10 protein-coding genes and 1 riboswitch are annotated in these 17,068 nt (G+C 47.5%); of the genes, 7 read left to right on the top strand and 3 right to left on the bottom strand.

Annotated elements, in window-relative coordinates; genetic code table 11:
* Positions 1–92: 92 nt before the first annotated feature.
* Complete coding sequence (locus P402_RS0103635) at positions 93–1,703, bottom strand: alpha-glucosidase (RefSeq protein ID WP_026827463.1); 1,611 nt, start codon at positions 1,701–1,703, stop codon at positions 93–95.
* A gap of 164 nt (positions 1,704–1,867) precedes the next feature.
* On the opposite strand from P402_RS0103635, the gene P402_RS0103630 reads away from it, so the two are divergent.
* From P402_RS0103630 to P402_RS0103615, 4 genes are all read left to right on the top strand, one after another.
* On the top strand, positions 1,868–3,055 hold the full coding sequence (locus P402_RS0103630; protein ID WP_026827462.1) for an aminotransferase class I/II-fold pyridoxal phosphate-dependent enzyme: 1,188 nt from the start codon (positions 1,868–1,870) through the stop codon (positions 3,053–3,055).
* A 62-nt stretch (positions 3,056–3,117) separates the two neighbouring features.
* A riboswitch (SAM riboswitch) is annotated at positions 3,118–3,221 on the top strand.
* Positions 3,222–3,304: 83 nt separating this feature from the next.
* Positions 3,305–4,318: a methionine ABC transporter ATP-binding protein gene (locus P402_RS0103625; RefSeq protein ID WP_026827461.1), complete on the top strand. Its 1,014-nt coding sequence runs from the start codon at positions 3,305–3,307 to the stop codon at positions 4,316–4,318.
* Positions 4,308–4,973, top strand: coding sequence for a methionine ABC transporter permease (locus P402_RS0103620; protein ID WP_026827460.1), 666 nt, complete (start codon positions 4,308–4,310; stop codon positions 4,971–4,973). The genes P402_RS0103625 and P402_RS0103620 overlap by 11 nt, the downstream gene beginning before the upstream one ends.
* A gap of 34 nt (positions 4,974–5,007) precedes the next feature.
* The gene (locus P402_RS0103615) at positions 5,008–5,823 is read left to right on the top strand and encodes a MetQ/NlpA family ABC transporter substrate-binding protein (protein WP_026827459.1); all 816 of its coding nucleotides are present in this window, start codon (positions 5,008–5,010) and stop codon (positions 5,821–5,823) included.
* Between the two features lie 279 nt (positions 5,824–6,102).
* Here P402_RS0103615 and P402_RS0103610 read toward each other — a convergent pair whose 3' ends face one another.
* Positions 6,103–6,987 carry a CAP domain-containing protein gene (locus P402_RS0103610; protein ID WP_026827458.1) on the bottom strand — a complete coding sequence of 295 codons (885 nt, stop codon included), beginning with the start codon at positions 6,985–6,987 and terminating at the stop codon, positions 6,103–6,105.
* A gap of 355 nt (positions 6,988–7,342) precedes the next feature.
* Here P402_RS0103610 and P402_RS0103605 point away from each other — a divergent pair, with 355 nt between their 5' ends.
* Positions 7,343–7,699: a hypothetical protein gene (locus P402_RS0103605; RefSeq protein ID WP_026827457.1), complete on the top strand. Its 357-nt coding sequence runs from the start codon at positions 7,343–7,345 to the stop codon at positions 7,697–7,699.
* Between the two features lie 23 nt (positions 7,700–7,722).
* On the opposite strand, the gene P402_RS0103600 is transcribed toward P402_RS0103605, so the two are convergent.
* A complete protein-coding gene (locus P402_RS0103600; RefSeq protein WP_026827456.1) occupies positions 7,723–10,470 on the bottom strand; it encodes a chitobiase/beta-hexosaminidase C-terminal domain-containing protein in 2,748 nt (915 codons plus the stop codon).
* Between the two features lie 755 nt (positions 10,471–11,225).
* Between P402_RS0103600 and P402_RS0103595 the strand changes: the two genes are divergently transcribed.
* Both P402_RS0103595 and P402_RS0103590 read left to right on the top strand, forming a co-directional pair.
* The gene (locus P402_RS0103595) at positions 11,226–13,259 is read left to right on the top strand and encodes a thioredoxin domain-containing protein (protein ID WP_026827455.1); all 2,034 of its coding nucleotides are present in this window, start codon (positions 11,226–11,228) and stop codon (positions 13,257–13,259) included.
* Positions 13,260–13,457: 198 nt separating this feature from the next.
* Complete coding sequence (locus tag P402_RS0103590; RefSeq protein ID WP_026827454.1) at positions 13,458–17,042, top strand: SH3 domain-containing protein; 3,585 nt, start codon at positions 13,458–13,460, stop codon at positions 17,040–17,042.
* Positions 17,043–17,068 lie beyond the last annotated feature (26 nt).

The raw sequence follows: 17,068 nt of genomic DNA, 5'->3' as shown, positions 1-17,068 counted from the left end.
TCCGACCAAAAAATCCGGACAGCTTCCTGCTCCTCATTTCTTAATGAAGAGTAGAAGTTGTCCGGATTTTTTTTGTTGACTGTTCCCGCTGTTTACGGCATCTCGTATCGATACAAACGGGCTTCATACGGTGCTAATCGATTCCTGTCAGACGTGTCATAATTCGTTAAAATCAGCTGTTCTTCCGGTAATCCGAACGTCGTCGTAACCGGTTCATCATGGACATTTAACACGATCCGCCAAACCAACCCGTCAAGGACCCGTTCATAGACATACAAGTACGGATCTTGAATCGCTAAATCACGATAAATGCCGTAAACCATGACAGGATGTGCTTTCCGTAAGTCAATTAATTTCCGGTAAAAGGCCAGCACGGAATCCGGATCCTGCTCTGCCGCTTCGACGTTGATTTCACGGTAGTTCGGATTGACCGTCATCCACGGTATCGAAACGGTAAAACCGGCTGCTTTATCCGCATTCCATTGCATCGGTGTCCGGGAGTTGTCACGTGCCCGTAACTGCATCGATGACAGAACCGTTCCGGGTGATTCGCCGGTCGCAACCCGCTCGGCGTATTGATTCCGAAACGCAACGTCCTGATAGGACTCCGGATCAGAAAAACGGATGCCGGTCATACCGATTTCTTCCCCTTGATAAATGTACGGGATGCCGGGTAACGTATGGAGCATCAACCCCAGCAACTTGGCACTTTCGACGCGATACCGTTCGCTTCCGAAACGCGTCACCTGACGCGTGTGGTCATGGTTGTTCAAAAACTGGGACGCGACGCCGCTTGGATAAAGTGCTTCATGCCAGCGTTTTTGAATTTGTTTGAAACGTGGCAAATCCATCGTCTCCATATCATCTGCGACCTCAAAATGAAACAACGTCCGCAATTCATTCCGTTCTTCACCGACGTACAGCAATCCGTCTTCCGGTCCGACGAACGGAATTTCACCGACCGTAAAGAGGTCCGTTCCCGCCAGGACTTCTTGGTGCATCTCCTGCAACAATTCGTGAATGCCCGGTTGGTTCCCTAAGTACGATAAATCCAAAGGATCCGCGACATCGTCATACGTCGCCCGTTTCTTGATCAGGTTGATGACGTCCATCCGGAAACCGTCGATGCCTTTATCCGCCCACCAGCGCATCATCGAATAAACAGCTTCCCGGACAGCCGGATGTTCCCAGTTCAAGTCCGGTTGCTCCGATGCAAACGAGTGGAAATAATACTGCTCGCGTGTCTCATCCCATGTCCACGGGCTCGGTGCAAAATACGACCGCCAGTTATTCGGAGGTGTTCCTTTTTCCCCGTCCTGCCAAATGTACCAATCGGCTTTCTCGTTCGTTCGACTGCTGCGGGATTCCTTAAACCACGCATGTTGATCACTTGTATGATTGACGACTAAATCAAGAATCAATTTCAGATTCCGTTCATGAGCTGCTGTAATCAACTCTTCCAAGTCGGACATCGTCCCCGCTTTTTCCATGATGGTATAGTAATCGGAAATATCGTACCCGTTATCAATATCGGGTGATGTATAACAGGGATTTAACCAGATGACATCGACACCAAGAGATGCGATGTAATCCAACTTTTCAATCACCCCGCGTAAATCGCCCATCCCATCTCCGTCCGAGTCCTTAAAACTGCGCCAATATACTTGATAGACAACAGCTTCTTTCCACCAGGTCCGATTCATCCCCATCATCTCCTTTATGATTCAATCGTATTCTAATTCAGTGTATCAAAAACATGAAAGACTTCGGTTCTTTTTACCAATTATCAGCAATTATTAAAAAATCCTTTTCTTTTTTCTGAAAATTCGTTATCCTTGACGACAATACCCAACAAGGAGGAAAACAGATGAAACATTTTGCCCCATCGATTGCGATTGATCGGTTACCTGCTCCGGTCTTCGCCGAGCTTGCTCAGCGGATCGGTGCCGTCAAAGCCGCCGGCCACGATGTCATCACGCTTGGTCAGGGAACACCGGATCAGACGACACCTGTACATATTCTAGATGCTTTAAAAGAGGCGATTAATGACGCGGCAAACCTCCAGTATCCGCCGTTTCGCGGCCATGATTTCCTCAAACAGGCCGTTGCCGATTTTTATCAGACGGAGTTCGGCGTGACGATTGATCCCGCTTCTGAGGTCGCCATTCTGCTCGGCAGTAAAGCCGGTATCGTCGCTTTACCGCAAACCATCGTCAATCCCGGCGAAGGTGTCATCGTTCCGGATCCCGGCTATCCGGATTACTTATCCGGTGCAGCACTTGCCGGTGCTTACCCGATCACGTTACCGCTCCTTGCGGAAAATGCTTTTTTACCTGACTACACGTTACTCGATACGACGGATGTCGAACGGGCCCGGATGCTGTTCCTCAACTATCCGAGTAACCCGACCGGTGCGACGGCGACGGCGGAAGCCTTTGAGCAGACCGTTGCCTTCGCTGACGCAAACGATATTTGTGTCGTCCATGATTTGGCGTACGGCGGAATCAGCTTTGACGGTCCGACTAGAAGTTTCCTCCAGACAGAAGGGGCGAAAGACGTCGGAATTGAACTGTTTTCGTTATCGAAACGCTTTAACATGTCCGGTTTCCGGATTGCCTTTGCGATTGGTAATCCGTCCGTCATCTCAAGTATCGAGACGTACCAGGAACATTTATACGTCAGTGCCTTCACACCGATTCAGCACGCAGCGACCGTTGCTCTCTCCAGTGATCAAACATGCGTCCGTGAACTCAGTGCTCTGTACGAAGCCCGTCGTGATGCCTTGTTCGGTAAGTTACAGGAGATTGGTTGGGAAGGACCGGTTCCGGGTGGTTCATTCTTCGTCTGGTTACCCGTCCCGTCTGGTTTTACCTCACAAAGCTTTACCGACCATTTGCTTGACGAGGCCCATGTCGCCGTCACACCGGGACATTTCTTCGGGGAATACGGCGAAGGCTATGTCCGGATCAGCCTGATTGCTGATGCCGATCGATTGGTCGAAGCTGCCGAACGGATTGGTCAGCTCAATCTGTTTCAGCAAGCCGTTGCGGAATAATTCTGAAAAAACGTTTGACAAATGGGAATGATTTCCGTTACAGTAAGTCCCAACAGCATAATTACTTATCGAGAGCGACCGAGGGATTAGGCCCAACGACGTCCGGCAACCACCTTTAAGGAACGGTGCCACATCCTACAGAATGTTTCATTCTGAGAGATAAGTTACGAAATCTTACACTTCGTCGCTTTTTTCTGGTTGCTCTTAACTGGAAAAAAGCGATTTTTTTGTATAGGGAGGAAACGACAGATGATTGAATTTAAAGGCATCACCAAACGGTTCGTTCGTGACCGGACACCGATTTTCGCATTACGCGATGTCAACTTAACGATTCAGCAAGGTGAAATCTTTGGCATCATCGGTGAGTCCGGTGCCGGAAAAAGTACGTTACTCCGGTTGATTAATGGACTGGAGACGCCGACACAAGGAACGGTCAAAGTATCGGGCATCAACCTGTCCGACCTCTCAAAAGGCAGCTTACGCGAACTACGACTGAAGATCGGGATGATCTTTCAACACTTTCAACTGATTCAATCGCGGAACGTTTCCGACAACATTGCGTTCGCCTTAAAAGCAGCCGGCGTTAAACGCAGTGATTTCCCAAGCCGGATCAAAGAACTCGTCGCCCTGGTCGGACTTGAAGGATTCGAGACGAACTTTCCGAGCCAGCTCAGCGGTGGTCAAAAGCAACGGGTCGGGATTGCCCGCGCCCTTGCCAATAATCCGAGTGTCCTGTTGTGTGATGAAGCAACGTCAGCTCTTGATCCGGTCACGACACTGCAAATCCTGGAACTGCTGAAAGACTTGAATGAACGACTCGGCCTGACAATCATCCTCATCACCCACGAGATTGATGTCGTCAAACAAATCTGCCACCGCGTTGCCGTCATGGCGCAAGGCGAAGTCGTCGAAGTCGCAAGTACATACGACTTATTCAGTCAGCCGACCCATGATGTCACAAAACATTATGTCGATACGGCACTTCAAATTGAATTACCGGAACGCATCTTACGGACGACACCCGGTAAAATCATTCGCCTGCAATTCACGGGTGAGAAGACCGGCGAAAGTACGTTATCGGAAGCGATCAAACAGTTTGATATCTCCGTCAGTATTCTCCACGGCAAGGTCGATTATATCCAAAACGTCGCCTTCGGAGTCCTGATCGTCAGCTTGACTGGTCCGACGCTTCACGTGAATAAGGCCCTGACATGGCTTGAAGAACAACTCCACACACTTGAGGTGATCCAGGATGTGGCTTGAACGAATCGAAACCATGTTACCGGATCTTACAAAAGCTTTAGCCGAGACGGCCCTGATGGTCGGGATTTCACTGGGCTTTGCCCTCGTCATCGGCATCCCGCTCGGAATTTTACTTTTCATCACGGACCGGGGACTGTTTTTCCAAAACGTCGCCGTTCGCAGCATCTTGGACTTTTTCGTTAATATCGTTCGTTCGTTACCGTTCATCATCTTGCTCGTCGCGCTGATTCCACTGACGCAATTGTTGCTCGACAATACGATTGGTCCGACAGCCGCTTCTGTCAGCTTAAGTGTTGCCGCCATTCCGTTCCTCGCCCGACTCGTCGAGACATCACTCCGTGAGATTCCACCGGGCTTGATCGAAGCTGCTGAGGCATGCGGCGCAACACCGTTTCGTATCATCATCAGCGCCCTGTTACCGGAAGCCCTTCCCGGAATCATCCAAGCGGTGACGTTGACGACGATCAGCCTGATCGGCTTTTCTGCCATGGCCGGCATCGTCGGCGGCGGCGGTGTCGGCGACCTCGCCATCCGCTTCGGTTATTACCGGTACGATAACGTCGTCATGATCGTGACGATCATCGTACTCGTCGTCATCGTCCAAAGTATTCAAGGACTCGGCAATCAACTTGCCCGCCGTGCTGATAAACGTTAACTACAAATAGAAAACCTTAAGGGAGAGAATGAAAATGAAAAAACGTTATGCCTTTTTAGCAACAGGATTACTGGGAGCCGGGATTCTTGCCGGCTGTGGCGACAGCAGTGCGAAAGAAGAAACCAAGTCGATTAAGATCGGTGCGACGAGCGGTCCTTACAGTGACATGGTCAAAGAAGCGATTCAGCCTGGTCTTGAAAAGAAAGGCTATAAAGTCGAAATCGTTGAATTCAGCGATTACATCCAGCCGAACATCGCGCTCGGCAGCGGCGACATCGACGCGAACTTGTTCCAACATTCGATCTATCTGAAGACGTTCGCGAAGGAAAAGAATCTCGATCTTAAAGGGCTGATCACTGTTCCGACGGCACCGATGGGCTTATACAGTAAATCCTATAAGTCGCTTGATGACGTCAAGACAGGCGCGGAAGTCGCAACACCAAACGATCCGACCAACCAAGCCCGCGCGTTAAACTTACTCGCTGAACAAGGCTGGATTGAGTTGAAGCCGGATGCTGATCCATTGACGGTTTCTGAAAAAGACATCGTCAAGAATCCGAAGAAACTCGTCATCAAACCACTTGAGGCAGCACAGTTGCCACGTGCCATCGAGAGTGTTGATATTTCTGCTGTTCCTGGAAACTTTGCCCTTGCTGCGAAATTCGATTTACTTGATGCATTAGCACTCGAGAAAATGGACGAGCAGTACCGTAACTTAGTTGCTGTCAAAACAGCAGATGAAAAGAAACAGCTCGCGAAAGACTTGACGGCTGTCGTGGAGTCAGAGGACTTTAACGCTGTCATCGAAAAGTCCTTTAAAGGCTTCAGTAAGCCCGAGTGGGCAAACTGATGTAATTCTTTTTGTCGATTAGCTCGTCTAAAGATGATATAAAACCCCTGAAACAGCTGCCTCCCCTTACAAACGGAGGTGGAACGGTTTCAGGGGTTTTCCATTAAATAGGGACTCCTGGAGAAGACAGGGCTTCGTCAATCAAAATTCCCCTCTCATTTTTCAAGATAGAATTCAAATTTAGATAGCGCGTCATCCATCTACAGATTGATCCACACAAAAGAACCTCAATCCTGCTTTCGCAAAATTGAGGCTAAGTGCACTGTTTGGTTTTAACTTTCACTTCAACGGTGTCCGGAAATTAATTGTAAAGTACGGTGAATTGTCCCGGAACGCCACACCGGTATCTGCCTGTTTGAAGTCCTTGTTCATGATGTTATCACGGTGTCCTTTTGAGTTCATCAATCCCCAATGTGCTGCAAAGACATTCGGATAGCCCATCGACAGATTTTCTCCGGCTGCCGAAAAGCGAATTCCTTTTTTCTTCATCCGATCAAACGGATCACGTCCTTCTGGATCGGTATGAGAGAAGAAATTATTCTTCGCCATGTTCTCACTGTGTGCCCGTGTGACAGGTTTCAGCGCATTGTACGGAGTGAGTGCTCCGAGCTTATAATCGGCCCGGTCCCAGTTCATCAGACGCAACATCAACTTCTCATCCGTTGTCCGTAACGCACTTGAAGCCTTACCATAAAATCCACTTTTTTTCGCTTCGATTTCTTTCGGTATCGCAAGTGTCGCTTTGACTTTGTTACCGTCGTGCTGGTCAAAGAAATATGTCACATACCGGTCCTTTTTTTCATAGACAGCGGCATGATCAAGGTTCAACAAATAGTTCGTATTGCCTTTCCGGTACGATTTGACGGCTTTCCAGCCTTTTTTCGCAAGGGTCGTTTCCGTGTCTTTGTTTAAAACGGCCCCTTGCGTCGTTACGCCGTTTTTCGAACGGTACTTCCCATAATCCTTGCCGTCTTTCGTCAATGCCACGAACTCTTCCGTTGCCGTCCGCCTGACTTCCCAGTCATAACCCGGGTATTCACTTGTATATCGATCAATCAGCGTTCCTCCACTTTTCGGATAATCCGCTTCTGCTTGTTCCATCGGGATGTTCTCATAACTAAAGAAAGCAACAGCTGCTATTCCAAGTACTAACCACTTTTTCATCCGTTTGCCTCCTCGCTTCTTCCATTGACTTCATTTTAAAAGAAACCCGTCCGTTCGAACAGCCTAAGCTATCGTTTCAAGTGAAATCACATGATTCAGCAACCCGCTTCACACTTTTGACACATCTCAGATTTTGCGTGTAAAGGAGGTCTGACGTCTTTATTCATCGCATTCTCACACCATTATCATACATAAAATAAACTATTCTTTCCCTGTTGTTAAAATGTGTGAACATTCTTTTATTTTTATTCCCTTTAAATGTTGTTGCCGTTCCTGAAAACCCTCGCTATCATTAGAACTCGTAAGGAAAAAATAAGGAAATTCTATATAATATCTACTTCCAAAGGAGTATGCCATGATTCTACTTTATTTTATCTATGAATCGATCACGTTTTTACCGATTCAACAGTATCTGTTTTCCGGATGGCTCATTTTAGTTTTGCTGACCGTCTCGTTTAGTCTCGCCAATGCGCATGAGGAAGTCCATATCAGTCAACGGTTCGGTTTCGAACTTCTCGTCCCGGGTGTCGGTCATCTGTTACGTAAACAATTTATTCCCGGCCTTGCCATTATCCTGTTATTGATCATCATTCATTTTACGTATATGTTCCGTGCCATCCCATTAAACCTCGCACTATTGCTTACCCTTTTGATCAGTCTGCTGTCCTTTTTCTCGCTCTTTATCCGAATACACAAAAAAGCGGACCATTAAGTCCGCTTTTTTAATACAATCGCTTAGTATTTCGTTGTTTCTTTTAATTTGTACCCATTCGACAGTTCAAGCCAAATCGTTTTACCTTTTTTCGTTTTTACCTGGATGTACGGACGACCTTGAGAAACACGCAGTTCAAGTAAATCTCCTTGCTGATCGGCATGTGTTTCGCTTGCCTTGTCCCATTTGCCGGCGAGTTGACGCTCGATGAAGATATGCTTTCCTTTTTGAACGGCACGCCATTTTCCGATTTCTGCTTTACCGTTGACTGCAACGGCGCTTTCCATTCCTTGAATCGAGATGATGGCTGGATCGTGGTCACTTGCGCTGCCGTCTGCTTCCATATAATCCGAGTTGATATTGACGATATCAGACGATGTATACGGCTTCAGGTTTTTCGAAATCAAGACATGGTCGAGCACCTGTGCGTTTCCGTTATACACATAAGAATAACGTTCCGATTTCGGAAGGTCATCGACCGTGTTCCAAAGGTTGTCCCCTTTTAAGATATCAAGTGTTTTCGAGAACTGGAAGTCATTCAAGTCACCCAGTACGACGACGTTTGAATCTTTCACTTCTGTTTCCAGTTCGTTGACGAAGTTTTGGACGATGCCAGCGATTGCGTGACGCTGAACCTCACTCTTACGAACGACCGGTTGATTTTTACCGAAGTCCGCTCCATCGCCGCCTTTTGAATTAAAGTGGTTAACGATGACGTGATACGATTCACCTTTAAAGATGAATTCGCCGACGAGTGGTTTCCGTGAGCTGGCGAAGTTTGGATCGTTCGGTTGAATACGACCCGGGTTGTTCGTCAGCTTACCGTTTTCAACGGCAACAGCTTCTGTCGCTGTTCCTTTTTCACCTGGTGCAAGCGAAACACGCGCTGGGTTATATAAGAAACCGACACGGATATTCCCGCCGGGCTGTCCGCCGTCTTTTTTATCTTCCGGTGCGATATCCGTATAGGCATAACGGACACCTGTTTTCGCTTCGATTGCTGTAATCAATGTTTCAAATGATTTCGATGCATCGACTGTCCCGCTGTCTGTCGCCCCATCGTTATCCTGCATTTCTGTCAAACCGACGATATCCGGTGTTTTCAAGAATGTCGCGATGCCTTCCGAGACACGGTCGACTTTTCCGGCATCTGCCGTCGAAGCAAAGTTTTCCACGTTGTACGAAGCAACGGTCAGACGCGAATCGCCTGTTTCAATGTTCGTCGGTTGACGATCGACTTCACTTGTAATCAACTTCGGCAAATCAGCTGCTTTCGCGAGCACTTTATACGCCGAATAGTTATAGCTCATGACACCTTCAATTGTACCTTCGAAACGGTCCCCTGATTTCGCACGGTACGAGCTGCTGCCCATCTCGACGAACAGACGCTCAGGATTGGCATTATCCGCTGTCAGAATTGGTGTGCCACGTTTCGTGTAGACTTTATCCGCTGTTTGTGTCCGGACTGGAATCGTCCGGTTGGCTTGCGGTCCCGTGACGATGGCATTCGGAAGCGCGACACGCATTCCTTCGACACTCTCGTATAAATCAATCGCATCTTCAGCCGGATCAAATTCAGCAAATGAATCGTTATCGATGACTTGCGTTGGAATCAAAACACCGTTTTCCCCGAGAACGATACTCGCCGGCAATCCTGTGTTCAATGCCCCTTTAACGAGATTGACTGTACTGATTTCTGTGACGGCGAGATCCGTATCAAACTTGTCACTGTATCCGCCAAGCAACCATTCCTTGACATACCCTGTCGTTGCGACGGTCTGGCCGACTGCTGCGCCGTGATTTTTCGCGTAGACCAACACCCCTTCAGAGGTCTTGCTGTTATTATCCGGATTTGGATCCTGCATGTAGAAGTTGTTCGCATCGACGACATATGTGACGACACCCGTCGTCCGGACGAGTTGATCCGCGTATGGTGATGTATGCGCTACCCCTTGAATGCTGCTGATTTTCGTGATTGGAGGTGCGATGTAATATTTGAATGTCGAAACAGCCGACGTTTTTCCATCTTTGACGGCAACCGCTTGAATCGTTACTGCATCATTGATTGTAATCGGACCAGAGTAGACCGGACTTTCGGCAGTCGGAGTTGATCCGTCGACTGTATAGTGAATCGTCCCTTCTGCTGTCAATGTCACTTGATCCCCACGTTCGACTTCGCCGACCGGTGACGCCGTCGGTGCGACTAAAACGTCTCCTGCTTCAGCAGCGTGTGTACCGAGATCCGTCAACGTATCGACCGGGAAGCTCGTCCATTGTGACGGTTCGTATGTTTTCGAGCCGGCTGTCACGTTTGATTTCCGGACAAGTGTCGTATCTTTCGCAAAATCAGTGCTTGAGCCGACCGGTCCGATGATGTCGAGAACGACATCACCTTTTTTCAAAGCCACCGGATCATTTCCGTTGAAGTTGAGTGATCCCGTTGTTTGTTGTGCTTTTCCTTTAATATCTGCATTTGCACTTGAATTGGCAATGACAAACGTTTTCCCCGGTTCAATCGTTCCCGACAATGTGATTTTCGACTCCGTCGGCCCACCATTCGTGTATTGAACAAGTGTGTAATCTGAAAGATTGATGATTTGACCCGAACCATTATAAATTTCGATTGCCTTGTTGTTACTTGAACCCTCTATGTACTCGGACAAGATGACGCCTTCGCCTTCTGCCCCTACCGTAATACCTGCTTGTGGAAGAATTCCTGCTGTTAATGCTCCGACCAATGCCCACTTCCCAAACGTACTGACGTTCTTCATGATGTTAACCCCCTATGAATTTTCTGACACTTCTTCATATTATCAGATATATTTACGAATAGTGTATATTTTATGTAAAAAAAGACCTTAATATTCGTAAAAGAATTAATTGTTAACGCTTACAAAAATTAATCATTCGTCTTTGCGTTACAAAGAAACATGAAAGACATACAATCGCTTAAAAAAGAGCATAAAAAAAACGCCTTATCAGCGTGTCTGTTTTTAGGTGTCATGAGAATCGAGGATACAGGTGATCAAAACACCTGAAACGACGAAAGCCCTACCTCTCTTTCGTTGTTACGGCTCCTTGGCCGCGCCAGCTGAATCAAGCGTTTTAGCGAGAATCAAGTTACGCGTTGGGTTGCGTATTTACTGGGATTTTTAGAATTTCGCTCGGAATGAGCTGAAAAGTATCGAATGGAAGGTTTATCTTGCTGGGTCAACTTCTTCTAGCTAAACAGAAGAAGGACAAAATAAAAGCGATGACTTATGTCTGACTCATTTGTCAGTAAGGTCTAAAAATCCTGACCTGATTATTAAATTGTGTATTTTAGTGATGGATTCTCACATGAGTGATCATCCCCGATTCATGACAAAATCTAATATATCATGTTTTATTTTATAAAGTCAATCTTTTTTTTACAGCTTCTATTTTTTAATCCGAGTCCTTCTGTTGATTCCCACTTCAAACACCGCTATCGTTAAGGCTATTAGAAGATGATTGACATTACTATAGAAGAAACGAGGTTTTAAAGATGGCGATGAACCGACTGATCAATGAAAAAAGTCCTTACTTGCTCCAACACGCAACCAACCCTGTCGACTGGTATCCATGGGGGGAAGAAGCCTTTTCCGCTGCCCGTGCGGCGAATAAACCAATTTTTCTATCGATTGGTTATTCGACTTGTCATTGGTGTCATGTCCTGGCTCACGAAAGCTTCGAAGACGAAGAGACGGCTCGTCTGCTCAATGATCGTTTCATCTCAATTAAAGTCGACCGGGAAGAACGGCCGGATATCGATCAGATTTACATGACGGCGGCACAACTGATGAACGGACAAGGCGGTTGGCCGCTCAGTGTCTTCCTCTCCCCCGATCAGACACCGTTTTATATCGGGACCTATTTTCCGAAGACCCCGCAGTTCAATCGGCCGAGCTTTCGGCAAGTCATTCTGCAACTCAGTGAACATTACCGGACGGATCCGGACAAAATCCAACGGGTCGGTCAGGAAATCATCCAAGCATTAACGACAATCACAGACTTCAACTCATCAGATCAATTGGACGAAGCAGTGGTCCATGAGACGTTTGATCAGGCAATGCGTCAGTTTGATGTCGAGCACGGCGGGTTTGGTACAGCACCGAAGTTCCCCTCACCTTCCTTACTGACTTTTCTGCTCGATTATTACCGGTTTGCAGAAGATGAGACGGCTTTGCAGATGGTCATGCGGACATTAACCGCGATGCGTGACGGGGGAATTACGGATCACGTCGGTTTCGGTCTTTACCGGTATACCGTCGACGAACGCTGGGAAATCCCGCATTTCGAAAAAATGTTGTATGACAACGCGTTATTTGCAACGTTATGCATCGAGACGTACCAAGTGTCCGGCAGAGAACGGTTCAAACAATACGCAGAAGAAGTTTTTGCCTATATCGAACGCGATTTATCCTCTCCGGATGGCGCTTTTTATTCGGCAGAAGATGCGGACAGTGAAGGTCGTGAAGGACTTTTCTATACGTTCACTTTCGATGAACTCACGGATTTACTCGGGAAAGAGGCCGTGTTCCCATTGCTCTATCAAGCGACACCTCAAGGCAACTTTGAAGGACGGATTGTTTTTCGGCGGACCGGTCAATCGATCCAACAACTGGTGGCTGATCGCGGTTCTTCCCTTCAAGACATTTTGATCCAACTCGAGCAGGAAAGACAAACCTTGCTGCAGTTCCGCAATCAACGGACGCGCCCGTTCCGTGATGATAAAGTATTGACCTCCTGGAACGCTTTAATGATTTCTGCCTATGCGAAAGCCGGACGTGTTTTTGATGATGCCCGCTATACGCAACGCGCAACACAGGCATTGACGTTCCTCGAAACACATTTGATGGAGGGCGACCGTTTGCATGTCCGTTACCGTCAAGGTCATGTGCAGGGAAATGGTTATCTCGATGATTACAGCTTTTTGACGGAAGCGTATCTGGAATTGCATCAAACGACACAGCAGATCATCTACCTGAAACAAGCCATCACGCTGACGGAGCGGATGATGAAAGACTTTTCTGACGAGGATGGTAGCTTTTTCTTCACTTCAATCGATGACGAAACGTTGCTTGTTCGTCCAAAAGATGTATATGACGGTGTCAAACCCGCCGGAAACAGTACGGCTGTCTCGAATCTCCTCCGCTTATCGCAGCTGACAGGCCGGACAGATTACCGTGACCAGGCACAGCGGAATTTCACGACGCTCGCTTCAGAAGTCAAATCACAACCAACGGGCTTTGCCAGTCTTATAAGCGTCTATACCCGGACGTTGATGGAGCCAAAAGAATTGATTGTACTGACAGAAAACTATGGGGAGGTCGAGTCCTTCCTGACGCAACTCCACCAGCGACGGTTGCCTGAACTGTCACTTCTCGTCGGTGAAAAAACGGTACTTCTTGAAATTGCTCCGTTCATTGCTGAGTATGATCCTCCGACCCAACAGGCAACAGCCTATCTTTGTCGTGATTTCCAGTGTGATCGACCGACAACAGATCTCTCCGAACTTCTCCAAAAAATCATCATATGACTTAATTCCCTTCTGTTTCCCAAAACAGAAGGGTTTTTCAAAAAACTAAACCCCTTTTTTCAAAAAAAATCTAAATATACTGTAGATAAATGTTTTATTGTCGATAGTAAGTATAGGCAAATTAATTTCACAACTTAGAATTGACATCCTAGAGCCCGATACGTCTTCGGACGAATTCTAACTAGGAGGATACGATCTTTGAACACGACACTATTCACGAAAACCTTGAAGATGCTGGTCAGCTTCATCCTGGTCCTCGGCATATTTGTTTCTTACAGTCCATCGCTCGAGGCCGCAACGACCAACGCAACGACCTACCGTCTGTCTGCTGATACTTATCTGTATGACAAGACGACATCTTCACGGAAACGCTTGTTGACGATCAAGACCGGAACTATCGTTTCATCCACGTATGCGTCGGCTTCTGGATTTTTCAGAAGAGTTTCATACGGTGGAAAAACGGGATATGTCGCGTCAAAATATCTAGCAGCATCTGATAACAAAGAAACGATCAAGGGACAACGGTTCCTCGTTTCGAAAAAGACGACCCTTCATACGTCGGCGTCGGCTACAGCGCCTGTCATCGCTACATTAAATGAACAGGATGCGTACTACAGTTCACAAAAAATCACGAATTCGTTTGGCGAAGTCTGGTACCGCGTTAACTATGACGGTAAGACCGTTTATGCGCGTGCCTTGAACACGACACCCATCGCCTATACGAAAATGTCGAAAACCGCTTTAAAGACGACAGACGGTTACATTCTCCGTCAATATGCCGGTACAGCCTATCCGCGGCAGATTGTCGTTCCAACAGGTACTTCCCTGCAAACGACCGGTCGAATCGGTGACTGGTACAATGTCACGTATGCAGGCAAGTCAGGGTATATGCATAAAGGGGCATTCGCCGGCTCTTCGAAACAAGAAGTGACGACGATTCCGGAAACAGCGTTCAAGACGAAATCTGCTCTTGTCCTGTATGACACGACGGACGGAACAAAACATCCGCTCGTCACGATTCCAAAAGGTACGATCGTCAAATCGACGGCTCGTTCCGGTCTCTATCACCGTGTCACGTACGACGGAAAAACAGGATATGCCTTGACTGCTGCTTTGAGCGAATATACGGCAAAGATCAAGTTAGCATCATCACGGTTCCTGTTGACGAACTCGGTTGAAATCAAAGCCACTCCGTTCTCATCCGGTGCGACACTGGCCGGCTTACAAACAGGTAACGTCTACTATACGACACAACTCGTGACGAATCCGATCGGTGAGCAGTGGCATAAGGTCTCAAAAGACGGCAAAACAGGTTACGTTAAAATCAATCAAGGAAACACGATCAAGTACTATACCGTCCACGATCTTTCTTTAAAGACGACGACAGCGACGGCGATCCATTCGTATGCCGGACCTTCTTACGGAATCATCAAAACGATTCCAAACGGGACCGTCATCAAGATCCAGGGTCAAATCGGAAACTGGTATAAAGTCTCGTATGACGGAAAATCAGGTTACGCCTCAGGTACGACGTTTACGGATTACGTGACGACACAACCGATTCCAGCAACAGATATCAAACTTCAAGCGGATGTCGCGATGAAAGCAGCACCAAAAGTAACAGCTGCAACAGTCACGACGTTTAAGACAAATGATATCTATCAAACGAATCAACTCGTCACGAACGGTTCTTCCAAATGGCACCGTGTGACAAAAGATGGCCAGACCGGATACGTCCCTGTCGACCAGGGAAAACCTGTCGCCTACAGCTCAGAGAACCTGGCGATGAAAGCAACGGAAACGACTGTACTGCGTACATATGCAGGAAATTCATATGCGACTGTCGCCACGATCACAACAGGTACGAACGTCCAGGTCATCGGAAAAATCCAAGATTGGTACAAAGTGTCGGCTAACGGGAAAACCGGTTATGTCGCTGCGGGTACGATGACTGAATTGATTACGAAAAAGACACTGCCTGCTTCACGGTTCGTTTTATCGAAGTCGGTCGATGTGAAGAAATCCCATCAGTCGACGGCAGATACATGGACGAAACTAGAAGCAAATGATGTCTACTACACGACACAACTCGTCACGAACGGCCGGTCGGAACAATGGCACCGCATGACGATTAACGGGAAAACCGGTTATGTTCGTGTCAACCAAGGAACATCGATTGACTACAAAGCATTACCGGCAACAAAGTATAAAACGTCAGCTGCAACGCCGCTCCGGTCATATGCCGGACCATCTTACGCTCCGGTCACGACGATTCCAAACGGAACAGTCATTACGGTGACAGGTCAAATCGGTAATTGGATGAAAATCACTTATGCTGGTAAAAGCGGTTATGCGGCTGCTTCCGCTTTGACGGAGTTTTCGGAAACAAAGACGATTGCAGAAGCCCGCTTCTTACTCGATGCTCCGATCGCTGTCAAAAGTGACGCAAAAGATTCAGCGACGACAATCGCCAACTTAAACAAAGGCAATGTCTATACGACGAAAACACTTGTTACGACATCTGCCAACGGACAGTGGCATCAAGTCATCATCAACGGAAAAACAGGTTACATCAAACTCGGTCAATCGACTTCACCAATCGCTTATGAGCCGATTGAAAAATCGTTTGTTCTGGCAACCGGGACGACTTCACTCCGGTCTTACGTCGGGGATGCCTATCAACTCGTCGCTTCCATTCCCGCGAACACGGTTTTACCGGTCACTGGAAAAATCGGCAGCTGGTATGAAGTTTCTTATGAAGGGAAGACGCTTTATGCGTACAACGGAACAATGGTCATGACATCTGCCAAACTGAACGTCTATAATTCGGTTGCGACTCCGTATACGTTTGACAGCTTCATCAGTGCCCAAATGAAACTGAATCCGGCACCACAAACTGATTTATATGCTTCCAAGCTGATGTACATCAGTGCAGATTACGTTCGCCTCGGCGGTGCACTTGATCCTGTCAATGGAACGATTGCCACTGTCACGGCAACGACACCGCTTAACATCCGCTCTGGTGCGACGACTGCCAGTCACGTTTACGGTCAGTTCAAACCAAATGCGATGATTAAGGTCTATCAAAACGTCAGCGGATTCTACACGACGTATCCGCGTGTCTATACATCGACGACAAGATATTCAACAATCTATTGGTTGAATGCCCTTGAATCCGATGTCCGTGATGCGGCTGATCCGTTAAAAGTCGACCGTCAATCATCTGCCTATTATCAGTTCCTTGACTTATCCAAATCAACAGGTGCTTCAGCAGCGACGTTGAATAACATCCTCGCGACTAAAGGAATCTTCGGTAAATGTACGACAGGCAGTTGCGGACAAGCCTTCATCGATGCAGGCGCAAAATATTCGGTCAACGAAGCCTACCTGATCTCACATGCTTTACTTGAGACCGGTAACGGGACGTCGAAACTTGCGACGGGTGTCATCTGGAACGGACGGACTGTCTACAACATGTACGGAATCGGCGCGTATGACTACGATGCCATCAATACAGGTGCTGCGTATGCGTACAGCAAAGGGTGGTTCACACCGGAAGCCGCCATCGTCGGTGGTGCTGAATTCATCAGTACGACATACATCCATAATGCGTACGATCAAAACACACTCTACAAAATGCGTTGGAGCCCGATGCGTCCTGGTGTTCACCAGTATGCGACGGATATGGGCTGGGCGGTCAAACAAACAACCCAGATCTATAAGCTCTATGAACAAATGGATAGCTATACGGCTGTCTTTGATATTCCAGTCTTCGCACGTTAAGGAATACAAAAAAATCCAGACATTGA

This window comes from Exiguobacterium sibiricum 7-3, assembly GCF_000620865.1.
In the GTDB taxonomy this organism is placed as follows: Bacteria; Bacillota; Bacilli; order Exiguobacteriales; family Exiguobacteriaceae; genus Exiguobacterium_A; species Exiguobacterium_A sibiricum_A.
Note: the sequence above shows the minus strand (reverse complement) of the source record. Positions and strands in the feature narration are given on the sequence as shown.

Excerpts from the sequence above, each read along its gene's own strand:
- P402_RS0103635 (WP_026827463.1), bottom strand. The coding sequence starts at position 1,703 with ATGAATCGGACCTGGTGGAAAGAAGCTGTTGTCTATCAAGTATATTGG.
- P402_RS0103630 (WP_026827462.1), top strand. The coding sequence starts at position 1,868 with ATGAAACATTTTGCCCCATCGATTGCGATTGATCGGTTACCTGCTCCG.
- P402_RS0103625 (WP_026827461.1), top strand. The coding sequence starts at position 3,305 with ATGATTGAATTTAAAGGCATCACCAAACGGTTCGTTCGTGACCGGACA.
- P402_RS0103620 (WP_026827460.1), top strand. The coding sequence starts at position 4,308 with ATGTGGCTTGAACGAATCGAAACCATGTTACCGGATCTTACAAAAGCT.
- P402_RS0103615 (WP_026827459.1), top strand. The coding sequence starts at position 5,008 with ATGAAAAAACGTTATGCCTTTTTAGCAACAGGATTACTGGGAGCCGGG.
- P402_RS0103610 (WP_026827458.1), bottom strand. The coding sequence starts at position 6,987 with ATGAAAAAGTGGTTAGTACTTGGAATAGCAGCTGTTGCTTTCTTTAGT.
- P402_RS0103605 (WP_026827457.1), top strand. The coding sequence starts at position 7,343 with ATGATTCTACTTTATTTTATCTATGAATCGATCACGTTTTTACCGATT.
- P402_RS0103600 (WP_026827456.1), bottom strand. The coding sequence starts at position 10,470 with ATGAAGAACGTCAGTACGTTTGGGAAGTGGGCATTGGTCGGAGCATTA.
- P402_RS0103595 (WP_026827455.1), top strand. The coding sequence starts at position 11,226 with ATGGCGATGAACCGACTGATCAATGAAAAAAGTCCTTACTTGCTCCAA.